The following is a 15,367-nucleotide window of genomic DNA, read 5'->3' on the forward strand; positions in this document are numbered from 1 at the left end:
GGATAAAGGATTATTTAATGATCATTGTTCGTCACGCTTTCCTTCTATTGACGTTGCTTTGCGTAGCGATTGGCAAAGTAAATGCTGAGGGACGAAATCAAAATTATTACCGGAATTTTTGGAGTCCAACGTTTCATGTGCAACGTTTAAATTATTGTACGTTAGACGGCAAAGAATGTGGGATGTCTGTGGCACGTCGTTATTGTCAGATGATGGGCTATAAAGACGCGGATAAGCAAATCATTGAATATAATGTTGGATTAACCAACTATCTTTTATCCAAGGCCCAATGCAAGGGGTGGCGTTGTAATGGCTTCAAGTTGATTCGTTGCGTGGGAAATATTTCTCATAAGCCTCCGCAAATCTATTATTATCGCTATCGTCGTTTTTCTTTCCCTCGTATGGAGCATTACCGCGTTGACTGGTGTTATGAAAACGGAAAAGGCTGCGGGCGTCAGGCTGCGCGTTCTTTTTGCCGGCGAATGGGTTATTTAAGAACAGATGGATACAAGAAACAAGACCATGTTCCTGCAACGAAAGCGATAGGCAACCAGAAACTATGTTTTGGTAAAGAATGCGTCGGATTTAGTGAGATTATTTGTTACCGATAGCCCCATTGACCTGGTTATCGCCCATTCGTTAACCAGGCTATGGAATAACAGCGTTATTCTTTATCGGTTTTATTCTCTTCTTCTGATTTAATAGCCGTTTCTTCTGGTATTGCGGTTTCTGCTGGAGGCACTTCTTCAACGGCAGGTTTGGCAGCTTCAGGCACAGGAGCCTCTTGCACGGGAGTTTCCTTCGAAGTTCGTTCAGCCTTTGGTTTGGTGGTCGTTTCCGCCGCCGGTGCTTTGGTTTCTTCTACAGGTTGTGCTGCAGCTGGTTTTGCTTCTTCAGCTTTTTTTTCTGCCAGTGCTTCTTCTTCACGTTTTTTCTTATAGTCGGCAATGATTTCAGTAACGCTGGCTTTAATGTCTTTTACTAATTTACCGGTCATTGAGCCTAGCTCTTTCAGATCAGGCAATTTGGATTTGAAATCACTCATGTTGCGCTCCGTCGTTGAATGGGAATCCTAATATAATTATATACATCCATCACCATTTTGCGAAATATTATTGCCAGTCCTTTATTAAATGGCTGATTTACGCCCATGGGTGTAGCAGTTTCAGTGTGGGTTTTAACAGTTTAGCTGCCAGCGATTGCTTACCATGCATGGTGATTTTGAAGCAGTTGAATGCAGTCATTTTCTCGCACAAATATTCATCACTGGTTTTCAAGGTATCCACCAGGTGCAGATCAAAAGCATCCTGAGCAAGCCAGTGTTCGCCAGTCGCTACTTTTTCAATATCCAATTGCTCTCGGTTTGCCAGCACATAACCGCGAAATGATTGATGTATTTGCTCCAGTTCTTCTTTGAATTTTTGCCGGCCTTTTTCAGTATTTTCAGCAAAAAGCGTTAAGGTACGTTTGTATTCACCTGCTGTTAATAATTCGATGTCAATATCATTCTTTTTTAACCAACGGTGAAAATTGGGCAGTTGGGCAACGACACCAATGGAGCCAATAATGGCAAACGGGGCTGCGATGATATGATTGGCAACACAGGCCATTAAATAGCCGCCGCTGGCGGCGATTTTATCAATACAAACCGTTAATGGTATGTTTTTATCACGGATTCGTTGTAATTGTGAGGCGGCTAATCCGTAGGCATTGACGGCGCCACCAGGGCTTTCCAAGCGTACAACGATTTCATCATCTTGTTTTATGACGGCAAGAATGGCTGAAATTTCATCACGAAATTGATCGACCTGAGAGGCTTTTACATCTCCATTGAAATCAAGAACATACAACGAAGGTTTTGATTTTTTCTCTTTTTTATGTTGGGATTTTTCTTTTTCAGGTTTTTTATTGAAAATTTCTTTTTGCATGCGCTGCTTAATGTCATCCCAGTGTTTATTCAGTGATGTGATCTCCAATTTAGGTTTGGGTTTGCGTCCTAAGGAAAAAATTCCAGCCATTAATAGCAAGACGGCAATCACCAGCGTAAATGTTTTTAATGCAAACAAACCATATTCGGCAAGAAATTCCATTGTTTACCTTTAAAGAATTTAAAGCTGCAATTATCGCTATCATTCTCCCTGCATGCAAGTGAAGACCTTGCCATAATTTGCAATTGAAGATAGTCTGCCTCTTTTAAATCTATCTCCCATATTATGCTCGATGTCATTGATTTGAATTATGACTATCCGGACAAGCCAGTTTTACAAAAGGTTCGATTCACGTTAAGTGCAGGAAACCTTTTGCATTTGCGTGGAGCAAATGGTGCGGGGAAAACAACGTTATTGAAATTACTGGCAGGTTTATTGCATCCCGATGGCGGCCAGATTCATTACGATGGTTTTCCCATTGAACATGATCTTGCCGCGTATCAGCAAAATCTTTGTTATATTGGTCATAAAATAGGCATCAGCCTTTTATTGACGGTGAGGGAAAATTGCTTTTTGGGATTGTCTGCTGTTCGTGAGGCAAAGCACTTCGATAAAATCATGAAACAACTGGCTCTAAATGGCCTGGAAGATACTCCTTGTCATTTATTGTCCATGGGGCAACGCCGCCGCGTCGGCCTGACCCGATTGCTTGTATCGGACGCATCATTATGGTTGTTGGATGAACCACTGGTTGGGCTTGACAAAGAAGGCGTTTATCTCTTGATGAACTGCCTTGACGAGCATCTTGCACAGGGTGGTCAGATTATTTTAACGTCTCATCAACGTTTTGTAATGAGTGAACAACAACGTTATCAGGAGTATGGCTTGTGATGAGTCTTGGGCTGCTTTTTAAACGGCAATTGCAACGAGAAACGTTGCTGATTACAAGACAATTACGGTTTATTGTTAATGCAATCCTCTTTTTTTGATGATTTTAATATTTTTCCCCTTAACCATGCCGGCAGACAGGGCATTATTGCGTATGATTGCTCCAGGCCTTATCTGGATTGCCTTACTGCTTGCTATGTTATTATCTGCTGAGCGTTTGTTTCAACAGGATTATGAAGATGGAGTGATTGAACAATGGCTCGTATCAGGTTATCCGGTCAGTTTAATGGTTTTGGCTAAAATTCTAACACATTGGTTATTTAATTTATTGCCATTAATTATTTTATGCCCGGCTATTGCGTTGCTGTTTGCATTCAATGTTCATGAAACCGTCATTCTTATCATGAGCTTAATGTGTGGCTCACCGGCACTTCTTTTTCTTTGTGCCTTAGCTGCAGTGTTCAGCGGAGGATTAAAGCAAAGAGGTGTATTTATGGCGCTGATTTTGTTACCGTTAACCATTCCCGTTATGATCTTTGGCAGTGGTACTGTTACGATGGCCATGCAAGGCATGGAGGTACGAGGATATCTGGCCCTGTTATTGGCGATGTCATTGGTTACCGTCGGATTTTTGCCTTTCGCGATTGCCGCTATGATGCGCATCAGCCTTGCGGATTAGTAAATAGGGTAACCGCATCTAAATTTTGAACATGTATTTGTTAAAAAACTCGCAAAGACGACATTCAGGATTATTTTTAGTCATAAGATGCGTTTGCTCTGGATTAGTAAAGCGGGTTGCAGACATGTCGGCAAAGGCGTGTTAAAATTTCTATCTTTTTTTCTGTTGCAAATATTTCCTATGTGGAAGTTGTTTTATCAATTGGCATCGCCTAAGCAATTTTATCAGTTATCTGGTCGCTGGCTTCCTTGGCTGGGTGCCAGTACTGTATTTTTATTAGTTTCCGGTTTGGTGTGGGGATTGGTTTTTGCGCCAGCGGATTATCAACAAGGCGATGCATTTCGAATTATGTATGTGCATGTTCCCAGCGCTTTTTTATCCATGGCATTGTATGCCTGGATGGGGTTTTTAGCGTTACTGCTCTTAGTCTGGCGGATTAAAATGGCTGGACTTATGTTATCCATCTTTGCTCAGATTGGCGCTTGCATGGCTTTCTTGGCGCTAGTGACAGGCAGTATTTGGGGAAAGCCCATGTGGGGGACCTGGTGGGTATGGGATGCACGTTTGACTTCGGAATTAATATTGTTGTTTCTATATGGCGCTATTTTAGCCACTGGTAGTGCTTTTCAAAATAAGGAACAGGGAGATAAGGTACTGGCTATTTTAACGTTGGTAGGGCTTGTGGATTTGCCTGTCATTCATTATTCCGTTTATTGGTGGAATACGCTTCATCAGGGGGCAACTCTTTCGATGTTTGCCAAACCTAAAATTCATACGAGCATGCTTTATCCCTTATTACTGATGCTCATAGGACTTTCTCTGTATTGTTTTCTGATTATTTTAATGAAAGCTCGTAATGAATTGTTGTTGCGCGAACGCCGACAAAGCTGGGTTAAGGCTCTGATTGTAGGAGAAGAACAATGAATCAGTTTTTAGAATGGCTAGCCATGGGAGGATATTCTATCTACATTTGGCCTGCTTATGGTTTGGTTTGTGTTGTTTTGGTGATGAATTTGCTCGGCATCAAATGGCAACGTACCCGCACTCGCAAAAAATTACAGCAATGGTTTAAAAGACAATAACGATGAAGTCAGCTCGAAAGCACAAATTGTTCATGCTTTTATTGGTCGTTGCTATTTTATCGGTGGCGACTGCTTTAGTGTTGTATGCATTAAGGCAAAACATCAGCTTATTTTATACACCGACGCAGGTTGCGGCAGGGGAAGCGCCGCTTCATCGTGCTGTGCGTGTAGGGGGTATGGTGGTTAAAGGTAGTGTGGTCCGAGATACAAATGATTTATCCGTACGCTTTAGGGTAACTGATTTTCAAAATACCGTGGAAATCGTCTATCGCGGTATTCTGCCCGATTTGTTTCGTGAAGAGCAGGGGATTGTGGCGCAGGGGCAGTTGACTGCAAAAGGTCATTTTCAGGCAACAGAAGTGTTGGCAAAACATGATGAAAATTATATGCCGCCAGAAGTAAAAGCCGCTTTGGCGAAGAATGGAAGAACAAGTTAATATGGACGGTTATCGGTGGAACTCTTAAAGGAACGTCGGATAGAGATTTTTAAAGGTCGCCCCTGGGAGATGTTTGTACAATATGATTGCTGAAATAGGTGTATTTTGTTTGGTGTTGGCTTTATTGTTTGCAGTATTACTTGCTGTGATCCCGGCTTTGGGGGTCTGGCGAAATAAATTGAACTGGCAAGCAGCGGCACCGACGTATGCTTGTGGACAATTTGCTTTTGTAGCCCTGGCTTATGGATGCCTGACAATTTGTTTTCTCCGTAATGATTTTACGGTGTTATACGTCCTTACCAATTCCAGTCTGATGCTTCCCTGGTTTTATAAGCTTTGTGCGGTATGGGGGGGGCATGAAGGGTCCATGTTGTTATGGGTATCCATTCTCAGTACGTGGATGCTTGCGGTTGCCTTTTTAAGTGCTCCATTGGATTTAGCCATGCGTGCCCGGGTTTTATCGGTGTTGGGATGGCTTAGCATTGGTTTTATCTTGTTTTATTAATGACCTCCAATCCGTTTACGCGTCAGTTTCAGATATTGGACAGTCAAGGTCGGGATTTAAATCCTCTCTTGCAAGATCCTGGATTTTTATTTCATCCACCCATGTTGTACATGGGGTATGTTGGTTTTTCCGTAGCGTTTGCTTTTGCTATTGCAGCATTATGGGCCGGACGAATAGAAACTTCTTGGGCCAAATGGACAAGGCCATGGACGCTGGCTGCTTGGTGTTGTTTAACCGCAGGAATTACGCTTGGCAGCTGGTGGGCTTATCGTGAGTTGGGCTGGGGTGGCTGGTGGTTTTGGGACCCGGTTGAAAATGCTTCTTTTATGCCGTGGTTGATGGGGACAGCATTATTGCACTCTCTGGCAGTCAATGAGCAGCGCCAACAATTTAAGGCATGGACATTGCTGTTGGCCATTAGCGCTTTTTCTTTAAGTCTGGTAGGAACATTTCTTGTCCGTTCGGGTGTCTTGACGTCTGTCCATGCGTTTGCAGTGGATCCAGAGCGAGGTCTTTATATTTTATTGTTCTTACTGTTGGTTATTGGTGGTTCATTATTCTTGTTTTCATGGCGTGCCCAGACGCTGCAAAACCAGGTGAAACCCAATCCTGTTTCCCGTGAAAGTGCTTTATTATTGAATAATGTTTTTCTGGCAGTCACCATGCTCACGGTATTAATGGGCACGGTATATCCGCTGCTCATTGACGGTTTGGGATTGGGAAAATTATCGGTAGGAGCTCCTTATTTTAACGCCGTGTTTGTTCCTTTAATGATGCCGTTATTATTATTGATGGGGGTTGGCGTGCATGTACGCTGGCAGCAGGATCGCCTTAAAAGCGTATTATTGCGATTGCGTGGCGTGGCATTGCTGAGCTTACTGTTGCCTGTGCTCTTATTATTCAGTTTGACAAAAACAATCCATGCTTCTGTATTGTTTGGTTTGATATTGGCGTTTTGGATTATTCTAAGCACATTGAAATTACTGGCAATTAGAATTAAATCACGCGGAATAGCGCAATTTAGTCAGGCATTTTGGGGAATGATCATCGCTCATTGTGGTGTTGCTGCCACGGTCATAGGGATTGCTGTATCTTCGGGGTATGGGATACAAGATGATGTTAAACTGGCGCCTGGAGAAAGCGCTATGCTGGCTGATTATCGTATCCAGTTTGAGGATGAAGCGTCTATGAAAGGACCCAATTATCATGGCACACGTGCACGTTTTAAAATCAATCACCATCGTCATGAAGCGGTGATTTATCCTGAAAAGCGTGTTTATGAGGTAGGAAACATGCCAATGACTGAATCCGCCATTGATGTTACTCCTTTTCGTGATGTGTATGTGGCTTTAGGCGAACCCTTAGGAGAAAATGCCTGGTCCGTGCGTTTATATTACAAGCCTTTTGTACGCTGGATATGGGGTGGAGGATTTTTAATATTGACAGGTGGTTTATTGGCTTTGTCTGATCGCCGCTATTATAGGCAACGCCAAAATCATACCACCATGCAAGAGGTTATGCCATGAAGCTGTATTGGCCATTAATCCCCTTATTGTTTTTATTGCTTTGGCCGTTTTTTTTGGCGTGGTTTATCCCTTGAGCCGCAACATTTACCATCCGTTCTGATTGGTAAAACCATACCACCTTTTCAGTTACCTGATTTAAACGATGAGCATACACTTTTTACGTCTAACCTGTTGCAAGGAAAAACAACCCTATTGAACGTATGGGCAAGCTGGTGTGCTGCTTGCAGTGAAGAACAAGTATTCTTATTGCAATTGGCACGACAAGGTGTTCCCTTGTATGGATTAAATTACAAAGATAATCCCAAAGACGCGACTCGCTGGTTAGCAGAATGGGGAAATCCTTATAAGAGGACCGGAAATGACTTAAATGGAAAAGTAGCCATTGAGTTGGGCGTTTATGGAACACCGGAGACGTTTTTGATCGATGCTCAAGGCGTTATTCAATATCGTCATGCGGGTCCTTTGAATGATGAAGTGTGGACACGGGAATTTTTGCCTCGAATCAAAGCCCTGGAGAAAACGGCATGACGGTTCAGAAAGTAAAAGCAAGCGTTAGAATATTAATAGGGTTATTGCTAAGTGTTCTGACAGAGATGGCCTTGGCCAATTCTTTATATCCTTTGGATACTCTACGCCAGGAAGCTCAGTTCAATCATCTTTTAAAAGAGCTTCGTTGCCTTGTTTGTCAAAATCAGGATTTGGCTGACTCAAATGCTGAGTTGGCCAAGGATTTGCGTGCAGAAGTCTATCAATTGGTGAAGGAAGGAAAAACCGATGGAGAAATTACTGGTTATTTAACGGAACGTTACGGTGATTTTATCTTATTTAAACCACCAGTTAAGTCTATTACTGCATTGCTTTGGTTTGGGCCTATCTTGTTTATGGTATTGGGCATTTGGATTTTTTGGCATACTTGTATGAAGCGGCGCAGTGATGAATGAATGGTGGCTATACGTTGTTTTTTTGGGATTATTAATCCTTGCTCTGGGGATGGCGTTGTATCCTTTGCGTAAGGATAGAGCACTTATACTGACTATGATCCCGCTTTTAATTATTTTGGTGGCCTCCTCTTATTGGCGTTGGGGGGGCTGGTCTGGTTGGCAAGAATACTCGCGTTCAGAAACAAGGCAACAACAGGTCCGCCAGATCTTGAAATCCATTCAGGGACCTCAGGAATTAATAGACAAGCTCAAAGCGCAATTAAATAAACAACCTGACAGCGCCCGTGGCTGGTATTTGCTGGGTCGATTGTATGTAAGTCAAAATGAATGGCAACAGGCTTATGATGCGTTTGCCAGGGCTCATCGTTTGATGCCGCAGGATGAAAAAATAACCATTAATTACGCACAAAGCCGGTGGCAAGTGAAGCAACGCCAATTTGATGATACCACGCGCAACTTATTTAAATCAGTACTGCAACAGGATGCAAATCAGCCTGATGCATTGGCAATGCTTGCCATGGACGCTTTCATGAGCCATGATTATCAACTCGCTGTGGATTATTGGCAGCGTCTGTTGAGGGTAGTTCCCCCTGAATCGGACGATGCGAAGGCAATACGTAAGGCCATCGCTAAAGCTCAACAGAGCATACAATAATCATCGCAGCCTGGTTAATGCATGGCGATAACCGGATTTAGAGATAAACCAATTTGTAATGGACATTTAAAGGAGGAAGACATGGTAGAAAAAGTATATCAGGTGATTGAATTGGTAGGGACTTCAATGGATGGTATTGAGGACGCCATAAATAATGCGATTTCTCAGGCGGCAAAGTCTCACGGCAAGTTGGATTGGTATGAAGTGTTGGAAACTCGTGGTTTTATTGAAGGCAATAAAAGTAAATATTACCAAGTACGTTTGAAAATTGGCTGCCACGCGCATTAAAGAGTGGCATCCACATTGGCTTCTTTTATAGCCTTTAAAAATTGCCATCCGTAGAGATTGAGTTTGTGCTGACCAACGCCTGAAATGTTGAGAAGTTCTTCTGACGTTTTAGGTTTGACGTGTGCCATCTCATGCAAAGTAGCATCGCTAAAAATCATGAATGGTGGTTTGTTTTCTTCGTCCGCCAATCGTCGTCGCAAAACGCGCAAGGCGTCAAATAAAGAAGCGTTAGAACTGGTGAATGCCTGACGTTCTTTTATCTTTTGGTTTTTTTCCGGTTTTTGCGCTGCAATGGTCAGCTCTACTTTTTGTTCGCCACGTAGTACAGGTATTGCCTTTGGGGTTAAACGCAATACCTGATGATACTCCAGGTCTTGAAAACAATAGTCACGGTGAATCAATTGCCATGCTAAATGCTTCCAATAAGTCGCTGATTTATCTTGACCAATGCCAAATGTTGACAATTGATGATGATCTGATTGCCTGATTTTTTCGGAAGTACTGCCGCGCAGGACTTCGATGAGATAAGTCATACCATAATTTTGACGAAGTCGATAAATGCAGGATAGAAATTTTTGCGCATCAACGGTAGCATCAACCGTTTCAGGCGGGTGATCGCAGACATCACAATGGCGACAAGCTTTTTCATAATGTTCATCAAAATAACGAAGCAAAATTTGTCGGCGGCAGCAGGATGCTTCGGCAAAGGCCAACATATGGTTTAATTTGTTATGTTCGATTCGTTGCTGTGCTTCACTGGAGAGGGCAGCAATAAGACCACGAAAACGTGTACTGTCGGCAGGATCGTAAAGCAGCAGGGCTTGTGCCGGTAATCCATCCCGTCCTGCTCGTCCAGTTTCCTGATAGTAACTTTCAATGGTTTTAGGTAAGTCGTAATGCACGACAAATCGTACATTAGATTTGTCAATGCCCATACCAAATGCAATGGTAGCGACGACAATATCAATGCGGTCATGGCGGAATAACGATTGCACTTCTCGCCGCTCTCGATGCGCAAGGCCGGCATGATAGGCACGGGCACGATGTCCTTGTTGCTGAAGTTTTGCTGCCAGCCGTTCAACCGTGGAACGAGTTCCACAATAAATGATGCCGGATTGCTGATGTTGCGTTTCTAAAAAAAGATTTAATTGCTTAAACGGATTATCCTTCATAAGAACGCGGTAGTGAATGTTTGGACGATTGAATGAGGCAATGTATTCTTTGGGCTGATAGTTTAATTTGCGAATAATATCTTGTCGGGTTTGCTTGTCTGCGGTGGCGGTCAGGGCAATCACAGGAACTTGGGGAAATTGCGATTTGAGGATACCCAAAGCGGCGTATTCCGGGCGAAAATCATGACCCCATTGCGAAATGCAATGCGCCTCATCGATTGCAAAAAGAGCGATTTGGCATTCTTGCAAGCGCTCAAGGAATGCCGGGCTTACCAGGCGTTCAGGTGCAATGTACAGTAAATCCAGTTCTTGTTTATGCAATTGTGCCAGGACGCTTCTTGCTTCTGTGCTGCTTAGCGATGAATTATAGTAAGCGGCGCGTATGCCTTGTAGTTTCAAGGCGGCAACCTGATCTTCCATGAGTGCAATGAGCGGTGACACCACAATGCCAATGCCTTGTCGTAACAGGGCAGGAATTTGATAACATAAGGATTTTCCGCCACCTGTGGGCATCAGTACCAATACATCCAAACCGGCTGTTAAGTCTTGTATGATTTGTTCTTGCGGTGGTCGAAAAGCATCAAAACCGTAATAATCTTTCAAAATACGGGCGGCGGGCTGAAATCGCTCTGAAATTTCCATATGATTATTCTTTCTTTTTCTTTCATGGGCGATAAAAATTGGCAATAATAACATTTTTCATCACGGATAGTGAATTAAATAGGAGTATGGACTATGCAATTTCAACTTAGCGAAGAGCATCTTGCCTTTCGTGATATGGCGGCTGAATTTGCACGTAACAAATTATTTCCCCAAGCGTCTCATTGGGATGAGCACAGTCATTTCCCCATCGATGTCTTACGCGAAGCGGCCCGGCTTGGCATGGCTGGTATGGTAGTGCGTGAAGACATCGGCGGGGCTCAGTTAAGTCGCTTGGATGCCGCTCTTATTTTTGAGCAATTAGCCAGTGGATGCATCAGCACCAGTGCTTATCTTTCCATTCATAATATGGTTGCGTCACTGGTGGACCGCTATGCGGACGATGCGCTCAGGGCAGCGTGGGGGCCAAGGCTGACGGCTATGGAAGTATTAGCCAGCTATTGCCTGACCGAACCGGAGTCAGGGTCTGACGCCGCTTCGTTAAAAACTCGCGCAGTCATTGAGGGTGACGAGTATGTCATCAATGGTTGTAAAGCGTTTATTTCTGGCGGTAGTGCAAGCGATGTTTATTTATGTATGGTGAGAACGGGAGATGATTCTTATCAGGGCATCAGCTGTATACTGATTGAAAAAGACAGGCCAGGATTAAGTTTTGGCAAACTGGAAAAGAAAATGGGATGGCGCAGCCAACCTACTTCCATGGTTTTTTTTGAAAATTGCCGAGTGCCAGTGTCTAATCGTATCGGGCGAGAAGGCATGGGGTTTAAGATTGCTTTAAATGCTTTGAATGGCGGCCGTGTTAATATTGCTGCTTGCTCATTGGGTGGTGCGCTTGCCTGCTTACGCCTCACCCAATCGTATATGAAAGAGCGTAAGCAATTTGGAAAGTCTTTAACCGACATGCAAGCATTACGATTTTATTTTGCAGACATGCTCACCGATTTTGAAGCCGCACGTTTAATGGTGTATCGGGCGGCGGATTCTTTAGACAAACAACATCCAAAGGCACCTATGAATTGTGCCATGGCAAAACGTATGGCAACCGATGTTGCTTTTAAAATCAGTGATAAAGCAATGCAGCTTCATGGTGGTTATGGCTATTTGCGTGATTATCAAATTGAACGAATTTTCAGGGACTTAAGAGTACATCAAATTCTTGAGGGTACGAATGAAATCATGCGAGAAATCATTGCAAAAACGACGTTGGATGATGACTATTTAATCGATTAGGGAGCGGAATATGAATTTAATTGAACAACATCTGGATGATGATGGCATCCTCACGCTAACGCTGAACCGACCTGATAAATTAAATGCCTTGAGCACGGAAGCGTTGCAAGCCTTATCGGAATTGTTTATCTCAGCTAAAGACAATAAAAAATAAAGCCATCTTATTGACGGGTACAGGAAAGGCATTTTGTGCTGGTGCGGATATTAATCGTCTGGCTGAATGTGATGCACAAAGCGGTTATCGGTTTGCTTGCTTTGGCCAGGATGTTTTTCGCCAATTGGAGACTATGGGCAAGCCCTCTTTGGCCGCGGTGAATGGGTATGCGTTTGGTGGCGGATGTGAGCTTGCGATGGCAGCGACCCTGCGTGTTGCAGCGGAAGAAGCCCAGTTTGGCCAGCCTGAAGTGAAACTTGGCGTCATCCCTGGCTATGGTGGTACGCAAAGGCTGGCTCGCTTGGTGGGCAAGGGAAGGGCGCTCGATCTGTGCCTCACGGGCCGATTTATCGATGCACGCACGGCATTAAATTGGGGATTGGTGAATCAAGTGGTCAGTTCAGAGCAATTAGTAACCGAAAGCAAGGCTATTTTAAAGAATATTTTGGCCATGGCCCCTTTAGCGATTGCGAGTGTCATGGAGGTTATTGATCGAGGCTATGATGTGTCCTTGTCGGATGCCTTGCATTTAGAGGCTGTGCATTTTGCCAAGGTTTGTGCGAGTGACGATAAAACAGAAGGCGTTCATGCTTTTCTGGAAAAACGCAAACCCACTTTTAAAGGCCATTAAGGTTGGGAGTCGGTCATGGCAGATGATGTGTTATTTACCCGTGAAAACCAAGTTGGGATCATTACATTAAATCGTTCGCAAGCACTGAATGCACTGACGTTGCCAATGATTCTTGCGTTACAAGAGCAATTATTAGCCTGGCAACATGATAAGACCATTCATGCGGTGGTTGTTTGTGCCGCCCCCGGTAAAGCCTTTTGTGCAGGTGGTGATGTTCGCTGGTTGTACGAGCAGGGCCGCCAGCATGATCCTCAGCAAATGCAATTCTTTTTTCATGAGTATCGCCTAAACCACTTTATCCATCATTTTAGTAAGCCTTATATTGCCTACATGAATGGCATCACCATGGGGGGAGGTGTCGGTATTTCCTTGCATGGCTCTCACCCGATTGCGTCTGAACAGTTTGTTTTTGCCATGCCGGAAACCACCATTGGATTTTTTCCGGATATTGGCGCAAGCCATTTGCTGTCCCGTTGTCCTGGGCAATTTGGCATGTATTTAGGATTAACCGGAAACCGTTTGAATGCCTCGGAAGCGTATGAACTTGGCTTAGTGAAACAAGTGATTGCTTCTGAGCAATGGGAAGCAGCCTTTCATCATTTGCTTGCGGCAGATTTATCCGTTGCACCCCATGAAACGGTGAATGCTTGTTTGCAACGCTTTGCTACTCCTATTACTTCTGCGCCTGTTCTGGAATTAGCAGCGCTTATTAATCACACCTTCGGTCAAAGTGATGTTGAAACGATTCTGGACGCTTTGAAAGAAGGTGAGGACAATTGGCATCGAGAGATATTGGCTATTTTGCAACAAAAATCACCGTTAAGCCTTAAAATTACCCATAAACAAATAAGAAAAGCCAAAGGAATGACTATGGCAGAGTGCATAAAAATGGATTATTGCCTGGTCAGGCATTTTATGCAGGCACAGGATTTTTATGAGGGGGTCCGTGCCTTATTGGTGGATAAGGATAAATCGCCTCGATGGCAGCCGCCAACCCTTGCGGACGTCAATGAGCGTATGGTTGAGCAGTATTTCAAGGATGGTGAGGAGTTGCCTTTACTTAGTCTTATCTAAAATGGATTGAGCACTAATTTTTTAATTGTCTTTTTAAATGAGTTAGATTCTTTAACTGCCAAAGTCATAATCGTTAACCAATCCGTTGTCTATTTCTGCTTTGGGCTGTCTCCGATGAATTCATAGGATAAATCAGGATTTTCTTCTGCCATTTTTCCTATTTTTGTCCAGTGTTCAATTTGACCTGCTCCAGAGCGTGACATGACTTCGCCAATGGCTTTAGCTTGTTTTACCAGGCTATCAGATAATCTGACGGATTGTGCCATAGTATTCTCCATAACTAGATCTATAATAATCATAGGCATAAAAACGCTAAATGTTGCATTTTGCAATGTGTGCTCTCATGAAAAAAAGCAAAATAATGGCTGAATAGCGCTAATTGCCCTGCGTCATTGCGAGGAGTGTCGCGACGAAGCAATCTAGAATATCACCAATTGCATTAGGTTAGTGTTTCATACAAATCTTCCCAAAGAGGGTTTATTTTTTCAATCAACGCTAGTTTCTTTTTTCTAGATCCACCTTTGAGTTGCTTTTCTCGAGATATGGCACTAGCCATGTCTTCAATAAGTTCATAATAGACAAGGTACTTACAACCATATTTTTTAGTAAATCCATCGAGATCAGCGTATTTGTGTTCATACACTCTTTTGATTAAATTGCTTGTAACGCCGGTGTAAATGGTGCCATTACGCTTGTTCGCCATGATATACACAGCAGGCTGTCGTTCACGCATGTGATTTATTCCTTTTCTTTGTTGGACCCGCTTTATGTAAAATCATTTCTGGGTTGCTTCGTCGTCGTACTCCTCGCAATGACGGTTATACTCACAGCAATTGAAATTTTGGCTAGGCGCAAATGAATGAGTCGAGGGAGTGTACAAGCAGTGCATGGCCGATGACGAATGAGTTTGCAGCAACGCCGAAATCTCAAGTGCGAAGAGTATATTTAAATCATATCGTATAGAAAAATAATGTATAGGGTTTCATGCTTGCGACAGGGCAAACGCATCTTATGACTAAAAATAATCCTGAATGTCGTCTTTGCGAGCGATAGCGAAGCAATCTAGACCCAATTTTCACTAGGGTGTCGATCTGGGTTGCTTCGCTATCGCGCAAAGACAAATTTTTTAACAAATACATGTTCAAAATTTAGATGCGTTTGGCCTGTGCTTGTGAAGAAAATGCCCGGAAAAGAGTGTTTGTCTTTTCCGAACATCTTTTTGAGAGGGTGTTACGATTTGAAGGCTCGTTCACTGCTTGGGGCAGCAGATTCACGGCCAAGAAGGAAATTTTTTGTGATTTCCGAATTCAGAGAAAAATCGTCTTGCTTCATTGCATTATAGAGTTTTTGCACTTCCGGGCTTCTGCCACTGCCAAAGAGACCAAGTTTCTTATTTTGCAGCCAGGCACTATCAGCTCTATCAGCTGCTATGTCATGCATGCGTTTTGCAGTGGCGGCAAATTTATCTTCGTCAGATGTATAATGACCATCATTCCGTATACTTTCCATAAATTTTA

At 43.3% G+C, this 15,367-nt stretch carries 18 protein-coding genes and 2 pseudogenes; 14 read left to right on the forward strand and 6 right to left on the reverse strand.

Annotation, left to right across the window (positions count from 1 at the left end):
- The first annotated feature begins 17 nt into the window (after positions 1-17).
- Positions 18-611, forward strand: coding sequence for a hypothetical protein (locus LOA_RS05535; protein WP_025385485.1), 594 nt, complete (start codon positions 18-20; stop codon positions 609-611).
- Positions 612-664: 53 nt separating this feature from the next.
- Here the strand turns inward: LOA_RS05535 and LOA_RS05540 are convergent, their stop codons facing one another.
- Together LOA_RS05540 and sohB are read right to left on the reverse strand one after the other, a co-directional pair.
- The gene (locus LOA_RS05540) at positions 665-1,045 is read right to left on the reverse strand and encodes a hypothetical protein (RefSeq protein ID WP_025385486.1); all 381 of its coding nucleotides are present in this window, start codon (positions 1,043-1,045) and stop codon (positions 665-667) included.
- A gap of 97 nt (positions 1,046-1,142) precedes the next feature.
- Positions 1,143-2,090: a protease SohB gene (sohB, locus tag LOA_RS05545; RefSeq protein WP_025385487.1), complete on the reverse strand. Its 948-nt coding sequence runs from the start codon at positions 2,088-2,090 to the stop codon at positions 1,143-1,145.
- Positions 2,091-2,213: 123 nt separating this feature from the next.
- On the opposite strand from sohB, the gene ccmA reads away from it, so the two are divergent.
- From ccmA to LOA_RS05595, 10 genes and pseudogenes are all read left to right on the forward strand, one after another.
- A complete protein-coding gene (gene ccmA / locus LOA_RS05550) occupies positions 2,214-2,819 on the forward strand; it encodes a cytochrome c biogenesis heme-transporting ATPase CcmA (RefSeq protein WP_025385488.1) in 606 nt (201 codons plus the stop codon).
- 97 nt (positions 2,820-2,916) lie between these two features.
- Positions 2,917-3,495, forward strand: coding sequence for a heme exporter protein CcmB (gene ccmB, locus LOA_RS05555; RefSeq protein WP_238551368.1), 579 nt, complete (start codon positions 2,917-2,919; stop codon positions 3,493-3,495).
- Positions 3,496-3,675: 180 nt separating this feature from the next.
- Positions 3,676-4,419 (forward strand): heme ABC transporter permease CcmC, encoded by a 744-nt coding sequence (gene ccmC, locus LOA_RS05560; protein WP_025385489.1) that lies wholly within the window; start codon positions 3,676-3,678, stop codon positions 4,417-4,419.
- Positions 4,416-4,577 (forward strand): heme exporter protein CcmD, encoded by a 162-nt coding sequence (gene ccmD, locus LOA_RS05565; RefSeq protein ID WP_025385490.1) that lies wholly within the window; start codon positions 4,416-4,418, stop codon positions 4,575-4,577. Before ccmC ends, ccmD begins: the two co-directional genes overlap by 4 nt.
- A 2-nt stretch (positions 4,578-4,579) precedes the next feature.
- On the forward strand, positions 4,580-5,014 hold the full coding sequence (gene ccmE, locus LOA_RS05570) for a cytochrome c maturation protein CcmE (RefSeq protein ID WP_025385491.1): 435 nt from the start codon (positions 4,580-4,582) through the stop codon (positions 5,012-5,014).
- Between the two features lie 82 nt (positions 5,015-5,096).
- Positions 5,097-7,045, forward strand: a pseudogene (locus tag LOA_RS05575) (heme lyase CcmF/NrfE family subunit).
- A gap of 111 nt (positions 7,046-7,156) precedes the next feature.
- A complete protein-coding gene (locus LOA_RS05580; protein ID WP_238551369.1) occupies positions 7,157-7,573 on the forward strand; it encodes a DsbE family thiol:disulfide interchange protein in 417 nt (138 codons plus the stop codon).
- Entirely contained in the window at positions 7,570-7,986 is a 417-nt protein-coding gene (locus tag LOA_RS05585; protein ID WP_025385492.1) for a cytochrome c-type biogenesis protein, read from the forward strand. The genes LOA_RS05580 and LOA_RS05585 overlap by 4 nt, the downstream gene beginning before the upstream one ends.
- The gene (locus tag LOA_RS05590) at positions 7,979-8,641 is read left to right on the forward strand and encodes a tetratricopeptide repeat protein (protein WP_025385493.1); all 663 of its coding nucleotides are present in this window, start codon (positions 7,979-7,981) and stop codon (positions 8,639-8,641) included. Before LOA_RS05585 ends, LOA_RS05590 begins: the two co-directional genes overlap by 8 nt.
- A gap of 81 nt (positions 8,642-8,722) precedes the next feature.
- Entirely contained in the window at positions 8,723-8,929 is a 207-nt protein-coding gene (locus LOA_RS05595) for a dodecin (protein WP_025385494.1), read from the forward strand.
- On the opposite strand, the gene recQ is transcribed toward LOA_RS05595, so the two are convergent.
- Positions 8,926-10,743 carry a DNA helicase RecQ gene (gene recQ, locus LOA_RS05600; RefSeq protein WP_025385495.1) on the reverse strand — a complete coding sequence of 606 codons (1,818 nt, stop codon included), beginning with the start codon at positions 10,741-10,743 and terminating at the stop codon, positions 8,926-8,928. The genes LOA_RS05595 and recQ overlap by 4 nt on opposite strands.
- 93 nt (positions 10,744-10,836) lie before the next feature.
- Between recQ and LOA_RS05605 the strand changes: the two genes are divergently transcribed.
- The 3 genes and pseudogenes from LOA_RS05605 (at position 10,837) to LOA_RS05615 (ending at position 13,850) form a co-directional block, all read left to right on the forward strand.
- Positions 10,837-11,991 (forward strand): acyl-CoA dehydrogenase family protein, encoded by a 1,155-nt coding sequence (locus LOA_RS05605; RefSeq protein WP_025385496.1) that lies wholly within the window; start codon positions 10,837-10,839, stop codon positions 11,989-11,991.
- A gap of 10 nt (positions 11,992-12,001) precedes the next feature.
- Positions 12,002-12,776 (forward strand): annotated as a pseudogene (locus LOA_RS05610) (enoyl-CoA hydratase/isomerase family protein).
- A 15-nt stretch (positions 12,777-12,791) separates the two neighbouring features.
- Positions 12,792-13,850, forward strand: a complete 1,059-nt coding sequence (locus LOA_RS05615; protein ID WP_025385497.1) for an enoyl-CoA hydratase/isomerase family protein — start codon at positions 12,792-12,794, stop codon at positions 13,848-13,850.
- Positions 13,851-13,939: 89 nt separating this feature from the next.
- Here the strand turns inward: LOA_RS05615 and LOA_RS05620 are convergent, their stop codons facing one another.
- The 3 genes from LOA_RS05620 to LOA_RS05630 all read right to left on the reverse strand — a co-directional run bounded on the left by LOA_RS05620 (position 13,940) and on the right by LOA_RS05630 (position 15,359).
- The gene (locus LOA_RS05620) at positions 13,940-14,116 is read right to left on the reverse strand and encodes a TA system antitoxin ParD family protein (protein WP_237758007.1); all 177 of its coding nucleotides are present in this window, start codon (positions 14,114-14,116) and stop codon (positions 13,940-13,942) included.
- A 173-nt stretch (positions 14,117-14,289) separates the two neighbouring features.
- Entirely contained in the window at positions 14,290-14,583 is a 294-nt protein-coding gene (locus tag LOA_RS05625) for a GIY-YIG nuclease family protein (protein WP_025385498.1), read from the reverse strand.
- Positions 14,584-15,080: 497 nt separating this feature from the next.
- Positions 15,081-15,359 (reverse strand): hypothetical protein, encoded by a 279-nt coding sequence (locus LOA_RS05630; protein ID WP_158423023.1) that lies wholly within the window; start codon positions 15,357-15,359, stop codon positions 15,081-15,083.
- Positions 15,360-15,367 lie beyond the last annotated feature (8 nt).

It is taken from the genome of Legionella oakridgensis ATCC 33761 = DSM 21215 (genome assembly GCF_000512355.1).
Taxonomy (GTDB): Bacteria; Pseudomonadota; Gammaproteobacteria; order Legionellales; family Legionellaceae; genus Legionella_A; species Legionella_A oakridgensis.

What these genes read in the sequence shown, in the direction of transcription:
- LOA_RS05595 (WP_025385494.1), top strand. Translation starts at nt 8,723, where the DNA reads ATGGTAGAAAAAGTATATCAGGTGATTGAATTGGTAGGGACTTCAATG.
- LOA_RS05590 (WP_025385493.1), top strand. Translation starts at nt 7,979, where the DNA reads ATGAATGAATGGTGGCTATACGTTGTTTTTTTGGGATTATTAATCCTT.
- ccmC (WP_025385489.1), top strand. Translation starts at nt 3,676, where the DNA reads ATGTGGAAGTTGTTTTATCAATTGGCATCGCCTAAGCAATTTTATCAG.
- ccmB (WP_238551368.1), top strand. Translation starts at nt 2,917, where the DNA reads ATGATTTTAATATTTTTCCCCTTAACCATGCCGGCAGACAGGGCATTA.
- sohB (WP_025385487.1), bottom strand. Translation starts at nt 2,090, where the DNA reads ATGGAATTTCTTGCCGAATATGGTTTGTTTGCATTAAAAACATTTACG.
- ccmE (WP_025385491.1), top strand. Translation starts at nt 4,580, where the DNA reads ATGAAGTCAGCTCGAAAGCACAAATTGTTCATGCTTTTATTGGTCGTT.
- LOA_RS05535 (WP_025385485.1), top strand. Translation starts at nt 18, where the DNA reads ATGATCATTGTTCGTCACGCTTTCCTTCTATTGACGTTGCTTTGCGTA.
- LOA_RS05615 (WP_025385497.1), top strand. Translation starts at nt 12,792, where the DNA reads ATGGCAGATGATGTGTTATTTACCCGTGAAAACCAAGTTGGGATCATT.
- ccmD (WP_025385490.1), top strand. Translation starts at nt 4,416, where the DNA reads ATGAATCAGTTTTTAGAATGGCTAGCCATGGGAGGATATTCTATCTAC.
- recQ (WP_025385495.1), bottom strand. Translation starts at nt 10,743, where the DNA reads ATGGAAATTTCAGAGCGATTTCAGCCCGCCGCCCGTATTTTGAAAGAT.
- LOA_RS05585 (WP_025385492.1), top strand. Translation starts at nt 7,570, where the DNA reads ATGACGGTTCAGAAAGTAAAAGCAAGCGTTAGAATATTAATAGGGTTA.
- LOA_RS05625 (WP_025385498.1), bottom strand. Translation starts at nt 14,583, where the DNA reads ATGCGTGAACGACAGCCTGCTGTGTATATCATGGCGAACAAGCGTAAT.
- LOA_RS05540 (WP_025385486.1), bottom strand. Translation starts at nt 1,045, where the DNA reads ATGAGTGATTTCAAATCCAAATTGCCTGATCTGAAAGAGCTAGGCTCA.
- LOA_RS05620 (WP_237758007.1), bottom strand. Translation starts at nt 14,116, where the DNA reads ATGGCACAATCCGTCAGATTATCTGATAGCCTGGTAAAACAAGCTAAA.
- ccmA (WP_025385488.1), top strand. Translation starts at nt 2,214, where the DNA reads ATGCTCGATGTCATTGATTTGAATTATGACTATCCGGACAAGCCAGTT.
- LOA_RS05605 (WP_025385496.1), top strand. Translation starts at nt 10,837, where the DNA reads ATGCAATTTCAACTTAGCGAAGAGCATCTTGCCTTTCGTGATATGGCG.
- LOA_RS05630 (WP_158423023.1), bottom strand. Translation starts at nt 15,359, where the DNA reads ATGGAAAGTATACGGAATGATGGTCATTATACATCTGACGAAGATAAA.